Annotated in this window: 16 protein-coding genes and 1 pseudogene; 8 read left to right on the forward strand and 9 right to left on the reverse strand. The window is 71.6% G+C overall.

The genetic code is table 11. From position 1 onward, the window contains the following. Window positions 1-78: 78 nt before the first annotated feature. The gene (locus ACH4XV_RS34455; protein WP_395796258.1) at window positions 79-771 is read right to left on the reverse strand and encodes a type 1 glutamine amidotransferase; all 693 of its coding nucleotides are present in this window, start codon (window positions 769-771) and stop codon (window positions 79-81) included. 97 nt (window positions 772-868) lie between these two features. On the opposite strand from ACH4XV_RS34455, the gene ACH4XV_RS34460 reads away from it, so the two are divergent. Both ACH4XV_RS34460 and ACH4XV_RS34465 read left to right on the forward strand, forming a co-directional pair. Further along, entirely contained in the window at window positions 869-2,584 is a 1,716-nt protein-coding gene (locus ACH4XV_RS34460) for an amidohydrolase (RefSeq protein WP_395796259.1), read from the forward strand. A 31-nt stretch (window positions 2,585-2,615) separates the two neighbouring features. Further along, a pseudogene (locus ACH4XV_RS34465) lies at window positions 2,616-2,783 on the forward strand (F420-dependent oxidoreductase); the annotation flags it as partial. Window positions 2,784-2,882: 99 nt separating this feature from the next. Here ACH4XV_RS34465 and ACH4XV_RS34470 read toward each other — a convergent pair. Next, window positions 2,883-3,083 (reverse strand): hypothetical protein, encoded by a 201-nt coding sequence (locus ACH4XV_RS34470; RefSeq protein WP_380007291.1) that lies wholly within the window; start codon window positions 3,081-3,083, stop codon window positions 2,883-2,885. Between the two features lie 111 nt (window positions 3,084-3,194). Then, window positions 3,195-3,518, reverse strand: coding sequence for an ArsR/SmtB family transcription factor (locus tag ACH4XV_RS34475; RefSeq protein WP_380007287.1), 324 nt, complete (start codon window positions 3,516-3,518; stop codon window positions 3,195-3,197). Between the two features lie 232 nt (window positions 3,519-3,750). Between ACH4XV_RS34475 and ACH4XV_RS34480 the strand changes: the two genes are divergently transcribed. From ACH4XV_RS34480 to ACH4XV_RS34490, 3 genes are all read left to right on the forward strand, one after another. Beyond that, complete coding sequence (locus tag ACH4XV_RS34480) at window positions 3,751-5,241, forward strand: MFS transporter (protein ID WP_395796260.1); 1,491 nt, start codon at window positions 3,751-3,753, stop codon at window positions 5,239-5,241. A gap of 223 nt (window positions 5,242-5,464) precedes the next feature. Beyond that, a complete protein-coding gene (locus tag ACH4XV_RS34485) occupies window positions 5,465-6,121 on the forward strand; it encodes a DUF6230 family protein (protein WP_395796261.1) in 657 nt (218 codons plus the stop codon). Between the two features lie 60 nt (window positions 6,122-6,181). Then, entirely contained in the window at window positions 6,182-7,126 is a 945-nt protein-coding gene (locus ACH4XV_RS34490; RefSeq protein ID WP_395796262.1) for a DUF6114 domain-containing protein, read from the forward strand. Window positions 7,127-7,144: 18 nt separating this feature from the next. Here ACH4XV_RS34490 and ACH4XV_RS34495 read toward each other — a convergent pair whose 3' ends face one another. Next, entirely contained in the window at window positions 7,145-8,086 is a 942-nt protein-coding gene (locus ACH4XV_RS34495) for a ribose-phosphate diphosphokinase (RefSeq protein ID WP_395796263.1), read from the reverse strand. Window positions 8,087-8,188: 102 nt separating this feature from the next. Next, on the reverse strand, window positions 8,189-9,124 hold the full coding sequence (locus ACH4XV_RS34500; RefSeq protein WP_395796264.1) for a hypothetical protein: 936 nt from the start codon (window positions 9,122-9,124) through the stop codon (window positions 8,189-8,191). Window positions 9,125-9,362: 238 nt separating this feature from the next. Between ACH4XV_RS34500 and ACH4XV_RS34505 the strand changes: the two genes are divergently transcribed. Both ACH4XV_RS34505 and ACH4XV_RS34510 read left to right on the forward strand, forming a co-directional pair. Further along, window positions 9,363-10,025, forward strand: coding sequence for a papain-like cysteine protease family protein (locus ACH4XV_RS34505; protein ID WP_395796265.1), 663 nt, complete (start codon window positions 9,363-9,365; stop codon window positions 10,023-10,025). Between the two features lie 4 nt (window positions 10,026-10,029). After that, window positions 10,030-10,848: a hypothetical protein gene (locus tag ACH4XV_RS34510; RefSeq protein ID WP_395796266.1), complete on the forward strand. Its 819-nt coding sequence runs from the start codon at window positions 10,030-10,032 to the stop codon at window positions 10,846-10,848. 119 nt (window positions 10,849-10,967) lie between these two features. Here ACH4XV_RS34510 and argS read toward each other — a convergent pair whose 3' ends face one another. The 4 genes from argS to ACH4XV_RS34530 all read right to left on the reverse strand — a co-directional run bounded on the left by argS (window position 10,968) and on the right by ACH4XV_RS34530 (window position 15,455). Continuing rightward, window positions 10,968-12,692, reverse strand: a complete 1,725-nt coding sequence (gene argS, locus ACH4XV_RS34515; protein ID WP_395796267.1) for an arginine--tRNA ligase — start codon at window positions 12,690-12,692, stop codon at window positions 10,968-10,970. Between the two features lie 63 nt (window positions 12,693-12,755). Beyond that, window positions 12,756-13,364 (reverse strand): TetR family transcriptional regulator C-terminal domain-containing protein, encoded by a 609-nt coding sequence (locus ACH4XV_RS34520; RefSeq protein WP_395796268.1) that lies wholly within the window; start codon window positions 13,362-13,364, stop codon window positions 12,756-12,758. Window positions 13,365-13,506: 142 nt separating this feature from the next. After that, entirely contained in the window at window positions 13,507-14,904 is a 1,398-nt protein-coding gene (locus tag ACH4XV_RS34525; RefSeq protein ID WP_380034895.1) for a gluconate:H+ symporter, read from the reverse strand. Beyond that, entirely contained in the window at window positions 14,901-15,455 is a 555-nt protein-coding gene (locus ACH4XV_RS34530) for a gluconokinase (protein WP_395796269.1), read from the reverse strand. Before ACH4XV_RS34530 ends, ACH4XV_RS34525 begins: the two co-directional genes overlap by 4 nt. A 152-nt stretch (window positions 15,456-15,607) precedes the next feature. Between ACH4XV_RS34530 and ACH4XV_RS34535 the strand changes: the two genes are divergently transcribed. Further along, window positions 15,608-16,336, forward strand: coding sequence for a FadR/GntR family transcriptional regulator (locus ACH4XV_RS34535; protein ID WP_395796270.1), 729 nt, complete (start codon window positions 15,608-15,610; stop codon window positions 16,334-16,336). Window positions 16,337-16,401 lie beyond the last annotated feature (65 nt).

Raw genomic sequence — 16,401 nt, forward strand, 5'->3', positions numbered from 1 at the left:
GGGCCCACGCCCGAGGACGCCTCTCGGCGAGCACCCGACCCCGGGTGTTCGCCGAGAGGCGTTCGGGACGCCCGTTGCTCAGAGCTTGGCGACCTCCGTCAGGAACGCGTCCACCAGCGCGGCGGCCCGCTCCCGCGCACCCGCCTCGCTCCGCCGCAAATCCTCGACATCCAGGCCGAGTTCGGCGGCCTGGTCGGTACCGCCGTGGGCCAACCACGCGGCCGCGATGTCCGGGGTGACCTCCGGATGGAACTGCACGCCCATCGAGCGGCCGACGACGTACGCCTGGGGCCCGACCGTCGAGCGGGCGATCTCCCGGCCGCCCGGCGGCACGGTGAAGCGGTCGAAGTGCCACTGGTACCAGGGTCCGGCGGCGATCAGGTTCGCATCGTCGGTCTCGATCCGGTGCCACCCGAGTTCGTACTTCGGGGCCGGCTCGACCGTGCCGCCGAGTGCCGCGCTCAGCGCCTGGGCGCCGAAGCAGATACCCAGGACCGGGACGTCCGCCGCGACCGCCTCGCGCAGCAGATCGAGTTCGTCGCCCACCCAGGTGCCTATCGTCGCCGTGTCGTAGACCGACCACGGCGCGCCGAGCACCACGATCACGTCGAAGTCGGTCGGGCTCGGGAAGGCGAACCGGACGTCGGGGGAGTGGAAACGTTCGTCGGGGACGACGGTCACGTCGTGCGACTCGAAGCCGCGTTCGGCCAGTCGCACGCCGACGAATCCGGCGTGTGAGGGGTGGTCGTGGCGAATGATCAGGGCACGCACCGGAGCTCTCCTTCCGTCGATCCGGCCCGAGGTCTTGTGGCGGCCGGGTTCGATCCATATCGTTTGGCCTCAAATAATATCGGGTTAGGAGACCTCCATGTCGGTCGGCGCCGATCTCGTCATGATCAATGGTCGGGTACTCACCGTGGATGCCGCGTTCACCATCGCCGAGGCGCTCGCCGTCCGGGCCGGCCGGATCGTCGCGGTCGGTTCGGACGCCGAGATCCGGCCGCTGATCGGCCCGGACACGACGGTGATCGACCTGGCCGGCCGCAGTGCGCTGCCCGGCATCGACGACTCGCATCTGCACGCGTGCGCGTTCGGCGCCACCCGCCCGCCGCTCGCGGTCGACGTGTCCCATCCCGCCGTCGGCTCGATCGCCGACATCACCGCCGCCGTCGCCCGACACGCGGCGACCCTGCCACCGAACGCCTGGGTGATCGGGAACGGCTGGGACGTCGGCTACCTCGCCGAGTGCGGGCCGCCGGCGGCCGGCGGCTCCGGCCCGCGTACGCCGCATCGCCGGGACCTGGACGCCGTGGTGCACGATCGCCCGGTCCTGCTCTACGAGTTCACCGGACACACCGCCTGGCTCAACAGCCGCGCCCTCGAACTGGCGGGCATCGACCGGCACACCGTCGCCCCGCCCGGCGGCATCATCGAACTCGATCCCGACGGCGAACCCACCGGCCTGCTCCGCGAGGGCGCGCAGAACCTGGTCAACGCGGCCGTACCGCCGATGACCCGGGCCGATCGGGAACGGGCGATCCGCGCGGCGGTGGCCATCTGTCACGCCGAGGGCATCACCGGTTTCACCGAGCCGGGCCTGGGCCCCGGCGGCGGCTCGCTCTTCCTCGGCGCGGCCGGCGCAGAGACCCTGGCGGTCTACGCCGACCTGGCGCGCAGCGGCGAACTCGACGCACGGGTCAGCGTGCTGCTGCTGCCGCTGGCCATGGGCGAGGCCGCCGACGTGCTGCCCGAACGCCTTGCCGCACCGCTTCCCGAGGGCATCGGCGACGTGGACCCCCGGCTCCTGCGGGTGCTCGGGGTCAAGGTCTTCGCGGACGGGATACCGCCGAGCCGGACCGCGTGGATGCACGAGGAGTACGTCGGCGGCGGCAACGGCTGCCTGTGCATGCACGGCTCCACCGACGCGCTGCGCGTGGACGAACTGCGCACCATCGTGCGCCACGCCCACGCGGCGGGCCACCAGATCGGCGTGCACGTCACCGGCGATCAGGCGATCGACGCCCTCGTCGAGGCGTTCACGGAGGCCGCCGCCGCGCACCCGCGCGAGGACGAGCGGCACTACGTCATCCACGGCGACTTCTGCACCCCGCGCAGCCTGCGCACCCTCGCCGAGCACGGCTGGGGGGTGAACATGAACCCGGCGATCAAATGGACGATCGCCGACCTGATGGACGGCGTGGTCGGCCCCGAACGCTCCGCCTACCAGTGGCCGGTGCGCAGCGCGGTGCAGGCCGGCATCGCGGTCACCGCGAGTTCCGACGCGCCGATCACCCACCCCGATTGGCGCCGAGGGGTGTCCGCGATGATGCTGCGCGAGTCGAAGGCGACCGGCAAACCCAGCGGCCCCGAACAGTGTGTGGACCTGGCCACGGCGGTGCGCGCATACACGATCAACGCCGCGCGCCAGGACTTCGCCGAGGACTGGAAGGGCTCCCTGGAGGTCGGCAAGGTCGCCGACATCTGCGTCCTGGCCGGCGACCTCACCACGGCGACCCCGCACGAGATCGCCGAACTGCCGGTTGCGCTCACCGTGTTCGACGGCCGGATCGTGTACTCGGCCTGACCCGTCCCGACGCACCTTGCCCGAATGCCCCATGCCCGACGTAAGGACCGCCATGCCCGCGCCCCGCACGATCCTCGTGCTCAGCGAGAACTGGACCCTGACCGACTCCCGCGACCTGCCCGCCCTGGTCCGCATGGCGGTCGAGGCGGAGGACGCCGGGTTCGACGGCGTCATGGTCAGCGAACACATCGTGCTCGGCGACATCGTCCGACGCGTCGCGACGATGTGAGCCCCGCGTGCGCGCCGGGCGGTGCGCGACCCCGCCTGATCCCGGCGCCTCGGGGTGCCCTGACGCCGCTCAGACCGGTGCCACGTGGATCGGGTCCACGGGGACGTTGACCGTACGGGTGCCGCCGAGCAGACCCGGGAGGGTGAAGGCGACCTCGATCTCGCCGCCGAACCGGTTGGCCACCACCCAGCCCTCGGCGTCCGCGGGCACTTCCTGGCGAAGTCCGCCGCCGAGTGCCGTGATCGCCCTGACCTTCGTACCGATCTCCATCGCACACTTCTCTCGCCGTGATACCGGAGACCGGTGGTAGTACCCGACCGACGCACATCGGACACCACGCGTTGCGCCGTTCGCGGTGGCCCCGGGCGAGGGAGCCGGGGCCTACTCGTCGGCGTCGGTGCGGGCGCCGCTCAGGATCGCGTCGAGCAGGCCCGGGTAGCGGGCGTCGAGGTCGGCCCGGCGCAGCGAGAGCAGGTTCTCCCGACCGGAGGGCTCCTGGGTGATCACGCCGCTGTCCCGCAATACGCGCCAGTGGTGCGTCATCGTCGACTTCGCGGTCACGCCCAGCACGGCGAGCACGCTGCCGCAGTTGTGTTCCCCGCCCGCGTCGAGCACCCGCACCGCGCCGAGTCGCAGCGGGTTGCCGAGTGCCGACAGGACGCTCTCGATCCGGATCTGATCACGGTCGGGGTGACGGTAGCTCATCTTCCCACTGTACCGCGACATTCGAACAATCCCTGCGGACAAGCCGGATGACCTGCGCCGATGTGGTCCCGCCTGGTCCCGTGGCGGCGGTTCTCGCGAGCCGGGGCCTTGCCGAACAGTCCGACTGTACGCAATCATTCGTACGGTTGGCTTCGGCCGGGCGACCCCGCCCGTCGAATGCCGGAACCACCCCGCGACCCGACCCGCCCAACCCACGAAGGGGCGTATCCGCATGTCCACTCTCTCCGCGCCGACACCGCCGAGGGCCGCCGCCGGTGGGCGACACCTCGGCTGGACGTTGGCCCTGTTGGCCCTCGCGCAGCTGATCTACGCCCTCGACCTCAACATCGTGTTCGTCGCGTTGCCCGAGATCGGCGACGACCTCGGCTTCCCCGGACAGACCCAGCAGTTGGTGGTCAGCGCGTATGTCGTCTTCGCCGGCGGCTTCCTGCTGGTCGGCGGGCGCGCCGCGGACCTGCTCGGCCGACGCCGGACCTTCGTGACGGCCCTGCTCGTCTACGCGCTGTCCTCGCTGGCGGGCGGCCTCGCGCCCGACTCCGGCACGATCATCGTGGCGCGCGCGATCCAGGGCATCGGCGGCGCACTGCTGCTGCCGGCCACCCTGTCGCTGATCAACACCCTGTTCGAGGAGGGCCCGAAGCGCAATCGAGCTCTCGCGGTGTGGGGTGGCGCGGGCGCGAGCGGGCTGACCATCGGCGCCCTGCTCGGCGGTGTGCTGACCGAGAACTTCGGCTGGCCCGCGGTGTTCTTCGTCAACGTTCCGCTCGCCGGACTGGCCGCGCTCGCCGCGCTGTTCGTCATCCCCCGCGACCCGGCCCGGGGTATCCGCCGCCCGTTCGACCTGCCCGGCGCGCTCGGCGTCACCGGCGGGTCCACCCTCCTGGTCGCCGCCCTGGTCGAGGGTCCCGAACTGGGCTGGGGCAGCCCGTGGGTCGTCGGCGCGTTCGTCCTGGCCGTACTGCTGCTCGTGGCGTTCGCCGCCGTCGAGGCGCGCACGCGAGACCCGCTGATGCCGTTCCGGTTGTTCCGCAATCGCAGCCTCACCGTCGGGATGGGCATCACGTTCATCTACATGGCCACCTTCGGCGTGCTGCCCTACTTCCTCACCGTGCTGCTGCAGAGCGTGCACGGCTACAGCGCGCTGGAGAGCGGACTCGCCTTCCTGATCCCCTCGGTCGCCATCGCCGCCGGCACCCAACTCGGCGAGCGCCTGGCCACCCGGTTCGGCAATCGCCGAACGCTGATCATCGGCTTCGTGATCGGCGCCATCGGTACCGCCGTACTCGCCGTCGGCTTCGACGAGGGTGCCGGCTATGGCCTGCTCGTACCCGGACTCGTGGTCTCCGGCATCGGGCAGGGCATCGTCTGGACCGCCATGTGGATCGCCGCGGCCACCGGTACCGCTCCCGCCGAGCAGGGCGTCGCCAACGGCATCGCCTCCACCACCCTCAACCTCGGCAACGCCATCGGCCTCGCGGTGTTCACCGCCATCGCCGACATCGGCACCGACGGCAAGTCCGGCGCCGCGCTGCGAACGGCCACCGCAGACGGTGAGTTCGTGGTCGTCCTGCTCACCGCCGGGGGGATGGCCATCGGCATCCTGGCCACCCTGGCCCTACGCCGCCACTCCACCACCCGGTCCCACATCACAGCCCGTTCGGCGCTTGAGGAGGACGCCGGAAAGTTCCCGAAAGTCCGTTGACTTTTATTCAAAACAGCGCCTACTCTCGGGCCCGGCACGGAATATACGCACAGCGTCGAAGGCAGCTCCGCTCCGCGTCCCACGGCATCGCCCCGCGGCACCGAAATCCGGCCCCGCCCCGCTGCCCCGCCCCGATGTCCCGCGACGCGTCCCGGCCCACTCGCGTGCGTGCGTGGTGTCTCGGCGACTCGTGAACGGCCCGGTCCCACGAGAGGGGAACACAGTGTCCGCACGAAACGGCTCGGCATCGGAACGCGACCTCGGTACGGGCGGCCCGTCGGCGGAGGCCGACGAGGGCGGCACGAGTTGGCGGCGCGCGGCGGCGCTCGGCGCGGTGGGTTTCGGCGTGGTCGGCGTCCTCACGCTGGCCATGGCACAGGGCGCCCTCGCCGCCTCGTTCGCGGTGTCCGGGACCAGCTTCCAGGTGAGTTCGGGCAAGCTGAGCAGCGCCGGCCTGTCGTCCTACGTGAGCACCAACACCTCACTCGACGGCAGGGGACACCCGGTCTCGATGCTCGCCGTCGGCGACGCGACGCTGAGCGACATCTGCCAGTCGGCCAAGGTCAAAACCCCGCTGGGGACGATCACGTTCAAGCTCACCGCCGGCGGCGACGCGGGGGCGGTGACCGCGAAGAACCTGATCATCAGCGCCGAAGACCTGGTCGGCGACGCGCAGTTCGGCACCGTGGAGATCGGCCGCGACGCGTCCACCCTGGACAAGGTGCCCGGTGCGCAGGGCGAGCGCGGCACGTTCGGCCTCCAGGCGGGCGACGTCTCGGTGGCCGGCGTGCGTTCGCACGCGTGGTCGGCCACCGGCGGCACGTTCAACCTCCGGGGCCTGCGCGTCGGGGTGAGCCTCGACGGCGCAGGCTGCTTCTGATTCCGATCCCACCGCCGCTGCCGCTCGCGCTCGCACGTCACCTCCGGAGGACGGAACGACATGGAGCCCAGATCGAGGTTGGACCGGTACCTGCCGTTTCGGGCCGAGCGGCGGGTGGTGCGCCGATGGCGGCGCACTCGGCCGTTCTGGAGCGGGGTGTATCTGATCGCGGGCGGCCTGGAGATCCTGGCCGTCCCGCTGTCCCCGCTTCCGGTGATGATCAGCCTGGGGATCGCCGGCATCGCGAGCCTGGCGATCGGGGTGATCCTGATCGTCGCCGGGCTGTTCATGTGGTTCGCGGCCCGACACCGGCACTTCGTCGGGATCTTCGCGATGATCGTCTCGATCTCGTCGTTCGTGGCGGCCAACCTCGGCGGCTTCCTGCTCGGCATGCTGCTCGGCGTGCTCGGCAGCGCGATGGGCGTCGCGTGGCGGCCGAACCGGGTGTCCGCCGGCGGCGAGACGGTGACGATGGCCGTGTTGTCGCCCCTGCTGGTCGTCGCGTCCATCCTCGGACCGGGCGAGAACCGGGCCGGAGCGGTGGTGCACGGCGGTGGCCGGACCACCGCCACCGCCATCACCGCCGCGCCGCCGGCCGAGCGCATCGTCGTCGGCGCCGCACCCCCGGCGATCACCGCGAGCTTCTTTGCCCCGGTCGGCTTCGCCCTGGCCGGGGTGACCACCCTCGACACCGCGCGCGGGCCGCTGCGCGTACTGGTGTTGACCATGGACTCGGCCCGCCTGCGCGACTATCGCCTGTCCACCCGGGACGGCGCCGGACCGGGGATGCGCATCGACACCACGCGGCTCGACCTGGACGGGCACGTGCGGATCTACCTGACCAGGCTGCACGGCTGCATCGAGGGCCTGCTGTGCCTCGACTTCGCGGCCGACGGCCTGCCGCTGCCGCCGATCATCCCGCCGTTCGTGTTCATGACCGACGTCCGCGCCGAACAGGCGCTGGTCCGCACCGACCGGATCACCACGGACCTGAAGCTCACCTGAGCGGGTTCGGCGCCACCGTCACATGTCGAACAGCGCGCTGACGCTCTCCCCGTTGTGGATGCGGCGTACCGCCTCGGCCAGGGCGGGGGCGATGGACAGCACCCGGAGCTTGTCCGTGTGTTCCTCCGCGGGGATCGGGACGGTGTTCGTACAGACGATTTCGAGCACGTCGGACTGATCGGACAGGCGCTTGAGCGCGCCCGCCGCGAACAGCCCGTGGGTACACGCGACGCGGATCGAGCGGGCGCCCAACTCGCGCAACCGCTCCAGGAGTTCCAGGACGGTGCTGCCCTTGGCGATCTCGTCGTCCAGGACGATCACGTCACGGCCGGTGATCTCGCCGATCACCGAGCTGATCGCCACCCGGTCGTCGGCGAACCGTTGTTTGGCCCCGGCGGCGACCTGGGCGCCGAGCATCCGGGCGAAGGCCGCGGCCTCCTTGGCGTTGCCCAGGTCGGGGGAGACCACGGTGGTGTTGGACAGGTCGTACCGGCGGAAGTGGGCGGCCAACTCGCGCAGCGCGTGCAGGTGGTCGACCGGGACCGAGAAGAACCCGTGCACCTGCGGCGAGTGCAGGGTCATCGCCAGCACCCGGCTCGCCCCCGATGCGACCATGAGATCGGCGACCAACCGGCCGCCGATCGAGATGCGCGGCGCGTCCTTCTTGTCCGAACGTGCGTACGCGTAGTGCGGCATGACCACGGTGATCCGACCCGCCGAGGCGCCGCGCGCGGCGTCGCACATCAGCAGCAGCTCGACCAGGTTCTCCTGCACGGGGGCGACCAGCGGCTGGATCAGGAAGACGTCGTGCTCACGGCAGTTGGCCTGAAGCTGCACCTCGAGGCAGTCGTTCGCGAATCTGTTCACCCGGGTGGGGCTGAGCGGGACACCCAGCTGCGCGCAGACCTGGGCGGCCAACTCGGGGTGTGCGCTACCACTGAACACGGCGATCTCTCGCACGTGGTGCTCCTTCTGCGTGAAGTGCTCCGGCATGCCCGCCACATGCTATGGGCCTGCGGCCGAGGCGCCGAATCCGCCCCGAGGCGTACGCCGGGCCGCCGCTCAGGTCCAGTCCCAGCCGATCCCGAGCAGACCCGGGCCGACGTCCTGTTCGGCCAGGTGGACGATGCAGTGGCGGCCGTTCAGGGTCAGGTCGCGTCGGCCGGCGCGCGGTGCGGTCGCCGTGCTCTGCGTGAAGCGGCGGCAGTGCACCGGCAGTGCGGCCGGGTCGAAGCGCACCTGGAGCACGTACTGCCCGCAGGGGAAGGTGAATCCGCGGACGTACTCCTTGCTCGGTCCGCCAGTGCCGTCCTCGAAGCCGTAGCCGAACACGTAGGTGTCACCCGCCCGCAGCCGCGCGTCGAACAACAACTCCGCGACCAGGACAGCCGAATCGGCGCTCCACCGCACCCGGCCCACCCGGCAGTTCTCGTTCGCCCGCACCCGTACCCGCTCGGGCGCGCAGCCCGGGTCGCCGACGTGGATGGCGAGATAGCGGTCCACCCCGTCGCGGTGCGCGCGCACCACGTGTTGCGAGGCGCGGCCCTGGAGTTCGCGCGCCGGGCCGACCCGCACCCGCTCCAACTGGCAGACGGTGTGCAGTCCGCCGTCGGCCGGGGACTCCAGATCGGTGAGCAACCGCCCCAGCGAGCCGGACTCCTCGACCACCGCGCGATACGGCCGGGACGCGGTGCGCTCGCCGGTCGGCGGTTCGAGCAGCCGGGTCAGCGCACGCGGCGGCAACTCCAGGACTTCCTCCAACGCCCGTACGGCGCGCAACGATTCGGCGCGCTGCGGGCGCCGGGCGCCCTGTTGCCAGTAGCTGAGACTGGTCACCCCGACGTGTACGCCGCGCTGGGCCAGCCGGTGTTGCACGCGGTGCAGGGCGAGGCCGCGCGCGGCCAGTGCCGCGCGCAACGCCAGATGGAACGGGCCCGCGCGCAACGCCCTCGCCAGTTCCGCCTCGACCGGATCGGGTCGGGTATCGGTCCGCGACATCGCTCGCCTCCCTTGTGAACGTTCACGGCCGTCCGGTCGGGGCCGGCGGTCCCGGCCGAGGTGTCCCGGTCGACCGGTCGTACGTCGTTCACACGCCGGTCGAGACGTTCACACCACCGCTTCACCCCGCATTGAAGCGTCTTGAAAGACAGCACGACAACACCCGATGCTCCACCTTGCAGCGTCCGGACGCGCGCCACGTTCCACCCCCCCGTCCCTCCGTTACGGAAGGAACGCCATGACTCGAACGTCCCCACGCACGGGCCCCGCGTCCGGTCGGCGCGGTGCCGCGGCGACCCTCGCCGTGGTCGCCCTGCTCTCCGCGCTGTTCACGGTGCCGTCGGCGGCTTCCGCCGCCGCCTCCACCGCCGGCTCCGCTTCCGCCTCCGTCGCGACCGACGTCGCGGCGCCGGTCGCGCTCGGCGCCAAGCGGCTGAACATCACCATGCAGGCCCAGCAGAAGAGCAACTGGTGCTGGGCGGGAGCCGGCAACACGATCGCGACCTGGTACGGCCGCGGCTACAGCCAGAACCAGTTCTGCAACGCGGCATTCGGCCGATCCCAGAACTCCGAGTGCCCCAACTCCCAGGCCAACCTGGGCAACGTGCAGAACGCGCTGGACTGGGCCGGGATCAACTCCGGCTCCTATGTGAACGGTTGGCTCCAGTACAGCACCGTACAGACCGAGATCAACGCCAACCGGCCGATCGAGACCCGGATCCAATGGTCGTCCGGCGGCGGGCACATGCACGTGATCTACGGCTACGACACCGCGCAGAGCTGGGTCTACTGGGGCGACCCGTGGCCGTCGAGCACCCGCTACAACTGGGCGTCGCACAACTGGTACGTGAACAACAACCAGTTCTCCTGGACCCACTCGCTCTACCGGATCGGAGCGTGACGCCATGACCACAGGCCCCATCAAGCGTCTGTTCGCGGCCGGCACCCTGGCCGCGGCGCTCACCGTGACGCTCACTCCCCAGGCCGCGCACGCCGCATCCGTTCCCGCGCCGCCGGCGCCGGACGCGGCGAGCGTGAGCGCGGCCCGGGACGTGGTCGCCGCGCCGGGGACGTTGGACACGCTGGCCAGGTTCTTCGCCCGGGACGGCGCGCTCGCGACGCCCGACGCGACGCCCAGGATCGACGGCGACGTGGTCGCCGTGTACATGTTGTCCCCGGAGTTCGTCGCGGCCCGACCGGGCGCGGCGGCGGTACCGATCGCCCGGCGGGAGTTCCTGGCCGGCACGGCGGTCGCCGCGGACGGCCGCCGGGCGTCGGTCTGGACGGCCGACACCGCGCAGGGCCCGCAGGTGGTCAACATCGCCGAGGGTGACGACGAGGCCCGCTACGTCGCCACCGGGGCGCGGTTGGCGCCCGGCGGGGTGGTCTTCCGTGAGCCGCAGATCAATGCCTGGTACGTACAGTCCGGCGACCGGGTGTCGCCGCTCAACGCCGACGCCGAGCACGCGATCGGCGCGGGCGGGACCACCGTCGCGGCCTACCAGCGGCGGGTGCACCGGGCGTACGCCGACAAGTTGCCCGGTTCCGGCTACGACGCGAAGGGGTTGGCGGGCGGCTTCGGGCCCACCGACCCGGGTGCGGCGCGGTCCGGTAGCGGCGACGACCCGTTCGGCGTGGCGCCCACCGCGTTCGCCGCGGCCGGGTTGCTCGGTGTGGCGGGTCTGGGCGGGGTCGTGGTGCGCGTGCGGCGCCGCCGCTCCTGAACCCGGGTTGACGCCGGTGCGGTTGCCGGCAGCGTGAGCAGGGCCTTCCCGGTGTCGGGGAGTCGGGTCTCCACCCCCGCCGACTCCCTTGCCGGGAAGGCCCTTTCGCGCTGCGCGCACTACATGCGGTCGGGCGCCTCGATGCCGAGCAGGTCCAGGCCGAGCGCCAGGGCGCGGGCGGTGAGGTCGCACAGGGTCAGCCGGGAGTCGCGGATCCCGGGCTCCGCGCGCAGTACCGGACACCTTTCGAAGAACGTGGTGAACGCGGTGGCCAGGGCGAACAGGTACTGCGTGAGCCGGTGGAAGTCCAGTGACGCGCCCACATCCTCGATCACCTCGGGCAGCGCGAGCAGGCGCAGGGCCAACTCCCGTTCGGCCGGCTCGCGCACGATCGGCACGACACTCGGGTCCGGCGTCTCGACGCCAGCTCGGCGCAGGATCGACAGGCTCCGGACCCGGGCGTACTGGAGATACGGCGCGGTGTTGCCGTCGAAGGCGAGCATCCGGTCGTAGTCGAAACGGTAGTCCTTGCGCCGATCCGCCGACAGGTCGCCGTACTTGACCGCGCCGATGCCCACCGCGCGGGCCACCTGAGCCCGGGTCTCCGCGTCCAGGTCCGGGTTCTTCCCGGCGATCGCCGCCCGCGCCCGGGCCACCGCCTCGTCGAGCAGGTCCACCAGCTTGATCGACGCGCCCGCCCGGGTCCGCAGGATCCGGCCGTCATCGCCCAACACGTAGCCGAAGTCCACGTGTTCGACCCGGGTGGGCGCGGTCAGCCAGCCCATGGACCGGGCGGTCGCGAAGACCATCTCCAGATGCTCGCGCTGCGGCGCGCCGATGACGTACAGCAGCCGAGTCGCGCCCTCCTCGCGCACACGCCGGCGCACGGCGGCCAGGTCGGTGGCGGCGTAGTTGAAGCCGCCGTCGCTCTTGCGCACGATCAGCGGCAGCGGCTCGCCCTCGCGGTTGGTGAAGCCGTCGGGGAAGACGCACTGCGCGCCCTCGCTCTCGCGCAGCAGCCCGGCCTCGGCCAACTCGTCGAGCACGGACGGGAGTCGGTCGTTGTAGTGGCTCTCGCCGAGGAAGTCGTCCTCGGTGAGCCGCACACCCAGGCGGGTGTAGACGGTGGTGAAGTACGCCTTGGACCCGGCGACCAGCACGTGCCACAGACGCAGCGTGGTCGGATCGCCCGCCTGGAGCGCGACCACCCGCCGGCGCGAGCGCTCCCGGAACGCCTCGTCGGTGTCGAACGCGCGGCGGGCGGCCTGGTAGAAGCCGGTCAGGTCGCCGACGGACAATTCGTGTGCGGCCTCGGCCTCGCCGACGTCGAGCAGGTGCTCGATGAGCATGCCGAACGGGGTGCCCCAGTCGCCGAGATGGTTGCGCCGCAGCACGGTGTGGCCCTGCCACTCCAGGATCCGCACGGCCGCGTCGCCGATGATCGTCGAGCGCAGGTGGCCGACGTGCATCTCCTTGGCGGTGTTGGGGCCGGAGTAGTCGACCAGGACGGTCTCGGGGTGACCGGTGCGCGGCACGCCGAGCCGGGGATCGGCGGCGATGTGCGCGAGCAGTGTGCCGAGCCGGGCGGGGTCGAGGTCGAGTTCGATGAAGCCGGGTCCGGCGACGCGGGCCGTCGGGCACAGGTCGTCGAGTCGGGCCTGTCGGAGTACGTCGGCCGCGACCTCACGCGCGTCGCGGCCCAGTCGTCGACCCAGGCCCAGGGCCCCGTCGCACTGGAAGTCCGCGTGCCGGCCGCGGCGTATCGACGGATCGACGGGCGTACCCGCGACCTGTGCGAACGCCGGGGCCAGCCGCTCGATGAGCAGCTTCTCCGGATTGACCATGTCCGGAAGTTAGCCGACCCCGCGTGCTTCGCTCACCTGGATTTCCGGCGCCTGCCCGGCCGCTCAGCGATCGTCGGTGGGCGGGGCCGGCCGGGTGATGCGGTCCAGTTCGGCGGTGAGGGCGCGGGCCGCGGTCTCGGCCGGCATGTGATCGGGGTAGAGCAGGACGTGCACGCTCAATCCGTCGATCAGCGCGAGCAGGCAGGCGGCGACGGCGTCCACGTCGACGCCGTCGACGAGCTCGCCGTCGTCTCGGGCGTCGGCCAGCACGCCGCGTACGATCACGCGCAGGTCCTCGCGTTCGCGCCGGTTGTTCTCGGCGACCTTGGCGCTGACCCGGGCCCGGTGCCACACGGCCAGTTCCAGGACGGTTTCGTCGACCCGGTCCGCGTCGAGCGGGAGCAGGTCGGTCAGGCCCTCGCGCAGCGCGGCCAGGCCGAAGCGGCCGGCGGTGAGGTCGAAGAAGCGCCGGGCGATGCGCCGGTGCGACCAGTGCACGGCGGCGAGCAGGACGTCGTCGGCGTCGACGAGGCCGAGGTCGGCCACGGGCGGTTCGAGCGCGGCGGCGACCCGTTCGGGCGCGACCGCCGCGCCGCCGCCCGCGACCACCAGTCGAAAGGCGGCGGCGCGCACCCGGTCCTCGTCACGAGCTGCATCCCGGGGACCCGACATACCGGCAGCCTACGGCCTGACCGGGCGATTTTGGTGGACCGGCGCCGGGGCGCGGGCGGCGTCCGTCGACTCGACGATTGGTCCAGACCTTTGGTGAGCCACGACACGACCATCGTCGGGCCGCGCCACGACCTTCGTCGGGCTACAACACCAGCGACAACAACAGCACGAAGCCGCCCGCGACCACCGAGATGATCGTCTCCATCAGGGACCAGGTCTTGATCGTCTGACCGACGTTCATCCCGAAGTACTCCTTGACCAACCAGAACCCGGCGTCGTTGAGGTGGCTGAAGAACAGCGACCCGGCGCCCACGGCCAGCACGAGCAGGGCGGTGTGCGTGGTGCTCATGTCCGCCGCCAGCGGTGCCACCAGGCCGGCCGCCGAGATGGTGGCCACCGTCGCGGATCCGGTGGCCAGGCGGATGGCGACCGCGATCAGCCAGGCCAACAGCAGCGGCGAGATGGACCAGTCCTCGGAGATGTCCAGGATCATCCGGCCCACGCCCACGTCGACCAGGGTCTGCTTGAAGCCGCCGCCCGCGCCCACGATGAGCAGGATCCCGGCGATCGGCAGCAGCGCCTTCTCGACGGTGCTCGCGAGCCGGTCGCGGCGAAAGCCCGCCGCCCGGCCGAGGGTGAACATCGCCACCAGCACCGCGGACAGCAGCGCGATCAGCGGTGAGCCGACCACGTCGGCGACCCGCTGGACCCGGTCGGCGGGATCGTCCACGACGATGTCGACCAGGGCCTTGCCGAGCATCAGTACGACGGGCAGCAGCACGGTGGACACGGTGACGGCGAAGCTGGGCCGGCGCTCCAACTCCTCCGAGGGCCGCTCCGGGGTGAGCTGCTCCGGCGGTGCGATGTCCACCCAGCGGGCGGCGTAGCGGCCGAACAGCGGACCGGCGATGGCCAGCGTCGGGATGGCGACCACCACGCCGAGTGCGAGCACCACGCCCAGGTCGGCGTGGATCGCGTCGATCGCGGCCAGTGGCCCGGGGTGCGGCGGGACCAGGCCGTGCATGACGGACAGCCCGGCCAGGGCGGGGATGCCGACCCGCATCAGCGAGTGGTTGCCGCGCTTGGCCACGAGCAGCACCACCGGGATCAGCAGGACCACGCCGACCTCGAAGAACAGCGGCAGGCCGATGATGCCCGCGATCAGCGCCATCGCCCACGGCATGGTGCGATCGCTCGCCTTGGCCAGGATGGTGTCCACGATCTGGTCGGCGCCGCCGGAGTCGGCGAGGAGTTTGCCCAGGATCGCGCCGAGCGCGATCAGTACGCCCACGCCCGCGACGGTGGAGCCGAGTCCGGAGGTGAAGCTCGCGATCGTCTTGTCCATCGGCGCGGCGGCGACCGCGCCGAGGACGAGCGAGCCGATGGTGAGGGCGAGGAAGGCGTGCAGCTTGAGGCTGCCGATCAGCAGGACGATGACGCCGATGCCGACGAGGACGGCCAGGCCCAGTTGGGCGTGTCCGGCCGAGGTGATCGGCGCGGCCGGAGCCGCCGCCAGTGCCGGCAGGTCGATGGTGCTCATGGGGTTCCCTGATTCGGATTCCGGTGCGTGTCCGGATTGCGTGGTGTCTCCAGCCGGCGCAGCGCGGCGACGGCCTGGGCGGTGAGGGTGGACGGGCCGGGCGTGATGTCGAGGGACGCACCCGCTTCGTCCGGCTCCAGGGGTTGCAGGTCGGCGAACTGCGAGTCGAGCAGCGTCTCCGGCATGAAGTGGCCGGTGCGCTCGTGCAGCCGCTCGGCGATCAGGGCGCGGTCACCGGCGAGGTGGACGGTGATCGCGTCGGGCGCGGCGCGGCGCAGCCGGTCGCGGTAGGCGCGCTTGAGGGCCGAGCAGCCGACCACGCCTCCGGTGTCGGCGTGCGCGCCGAGCCAGTCGCCGATGGCGTCCAGCCAGGGTGCGCGGTCCACGTCGTCCAGCGGGATCCCGGCCGACATCTTGGCGATGTTGGCGGGCGGGTGGAAGTCGTCCGCGTCGGCGTAGGGCACCCGCAGTTCGGCGGCCAGGAGGCGGCCGACGGTGGACTTGCCCGTGCCGGACACACCCATGACGACCACGACGTGGGGTGCGCTCATCGAAACCTCGCTGTCTCGGCCCGGCCGGCCCGGCTCGTGCTCGGGCGCCGTCCCATACCCAAACCTATAGGTAGTACTTAATCAAGCCCCCGATGCAATTAAGTCATACATAATCTCACCTACCGGCAGGCCCCGCCCAGTAGGGTGACGCCATGGAGAACGAGGGCCGGGGCTTGCATATGAAGGTGTTGGAATCCCTCGGGCCCGCCATCGCGGCCGGCGCTTACCCGCCCGGCACGGTGCTCCGCACCGACGAGCTGGAAGAGCGCTTCGAGGTCTCCCGCACCGTGGTCCGCGAGGCCGTGCGGGTGCTGGAATCCATGCAACTGGTCGAGTCGCGCCGGCGGGTGGGGGTCACCGTGCGCCCGCCCGAGCAGTGGAACGTCTTCGACCCGTACGTGATCCGCTGGCGCCTGGCCGGCGCCGACCGTCCGCGCCAACTGCGGTCGCTGACCGAACTGCGCTCGGCGATCGAGCCCGCCGCCGCCGCGCTGGCCGCCCGGTTCGCCACGCCGACCCAGTGCGCCGCGCTGACCGGGCACGCGCTCGGCATGGTTTCCACCTCGCGCGGTCGGCAGTTGGCGGCGTACCTCGTGCACGACATCGCCTTCCACCGGGAGATCCTCACCGCGTCCGGCAACGAGATGTTCGCCCGCCTGGGAGACGTGGTCGCCGAGGTGCTGAGCGGACGCACCCACCACCACGTGATGTTCCCCGACCCGGACCCGCCGGCCGTCACCCTGCACGTGCGGGTCGCCGAGGCGATCCGCGAGGGAGACGCGGTCGCCGCCGAGCGGTTGACCCGGGAGATCACCGTCGGGGCGATGGCCGAACTCGAGGTGCTGGCACCGGAGTCCGGGCAACCGGCCGGGCGCGGATGACATCGGGGATCACCAACCCCCCGATATCCCCTCGAAGATCACCAACCACCTTGTATCAAAAGGGA

Origin of the sequence: Embleya sp. NPDC020630 (genome assembly GCF_044334985.1) — a bacterium.
In the GTDB taxonomy this organism is placed as follows: Bacteria; Actinomycetota; Actinomycetes; order Streptomycetales; family Streptomycetaceae; genus Embleya.

What these genes read in the sequence shown, in the direction of transcription:
- ACH4XV_RS34520 (WP_395796268.1), bottom strand. Translation starts at nt 13,364, where the DNA reads ATGTCGGGTCCCCGGGATGCAGCTCGTGACGAGGACCGGGTGCGCGCC.
- ACH4XV_RS34460 (WP_395796259.1), top strand. Translation starts at nt 869, where the DNA reads ATGTCGGTCGGCGCCGATCTCGTCATGATCAATGGTCGGGTACTCACC.
- ACH4XV_RS34490 (WP_395796262.1), top strand. Translation starts at nt 6,182, where the DNA reads ATGGAGCCCAGATCGAGGTTGGACCGGTACCTGCCGTTTCGGGCCGAG.
- ACH4XV_RS34500 (WP_395796264.1), bottom strand. Translation starts at nt 9,124, where the DNA reads ATGTCGCGGACCGATACCCGACCCGATCCGGTCGAGGCGGAACTGGCG.
- ACH4XV_RS34470 (WP_380007291.1), bottom strand. Translation starts at nt 3,083, where the DNA reads ATGGAGATCGGTACGAAGGTCAGGGCGATCACGGCACTCGGCGGCGGA.
- ACH4XV_RS34510 (WP_395796266.1), top strand. Translation starts at nt 10,030, where the DNA reads ATGACCACAGGCCCCATCAAGCGTCTGTTCGCGGCCGGCACCCTGGCC.
- ACH4XV_RS34530 (WP_395796269.1), bottom strand. Translation starts at nt 15,455, where the DNA reads ATGAGCGCACCCCACGTCGTGGTCGTCATGGGTGTGTCCGGCACGGGC.
- ACH4XV_RS34535 (WP_395796270.1), top strand. Translation starts at nt 15,608, where the DNA reads ATGGAGAACGAGGGCCGGGGCTTGCATATGAAGGTGTTGGAATCCCTC.
- ACH4XV_RS34475 (WP_380007287.1), bottom strand. Translation starts at nt 3,518, where the DNA reads ATGAGCTACCGTCACCCCGACCGTGATCAGATCCGGATCGAGAGCGTC.
- ACH4XV_RS34525 (WP_380034895.1), bottom strand. Translation starts at nt 14,904, where the DNA reads ATGAGCACCATCGACCTGCCGGCACTGGCGGCGGCTCCGGCCGCGCCG.
- ACH4XV_RS34505 (WP_395796265.1), top strand. Translation starts at nt 9,363, where the DNA reads ATGACTCGAACGTCCCCACGCACGGGCCCCGCGTCCGGTCGGCGCGGT.
- ACH4XV_RS34480 (WP_395796260.1), top strand. Translation starts at nt 3,751, where the DNA reads ATGTCCACTCTCTCCGCGCCGACACCGCCGAGGGCCGCCGCCGGTGGG.
- argS (WP_395796267.1), bottom strand. Translation starts at nt 12,692, where the DNA reads ATGGTCAATCCGGAGAAGCTGCTCATCGAGCGGCTGGCCCCGGCGTTC.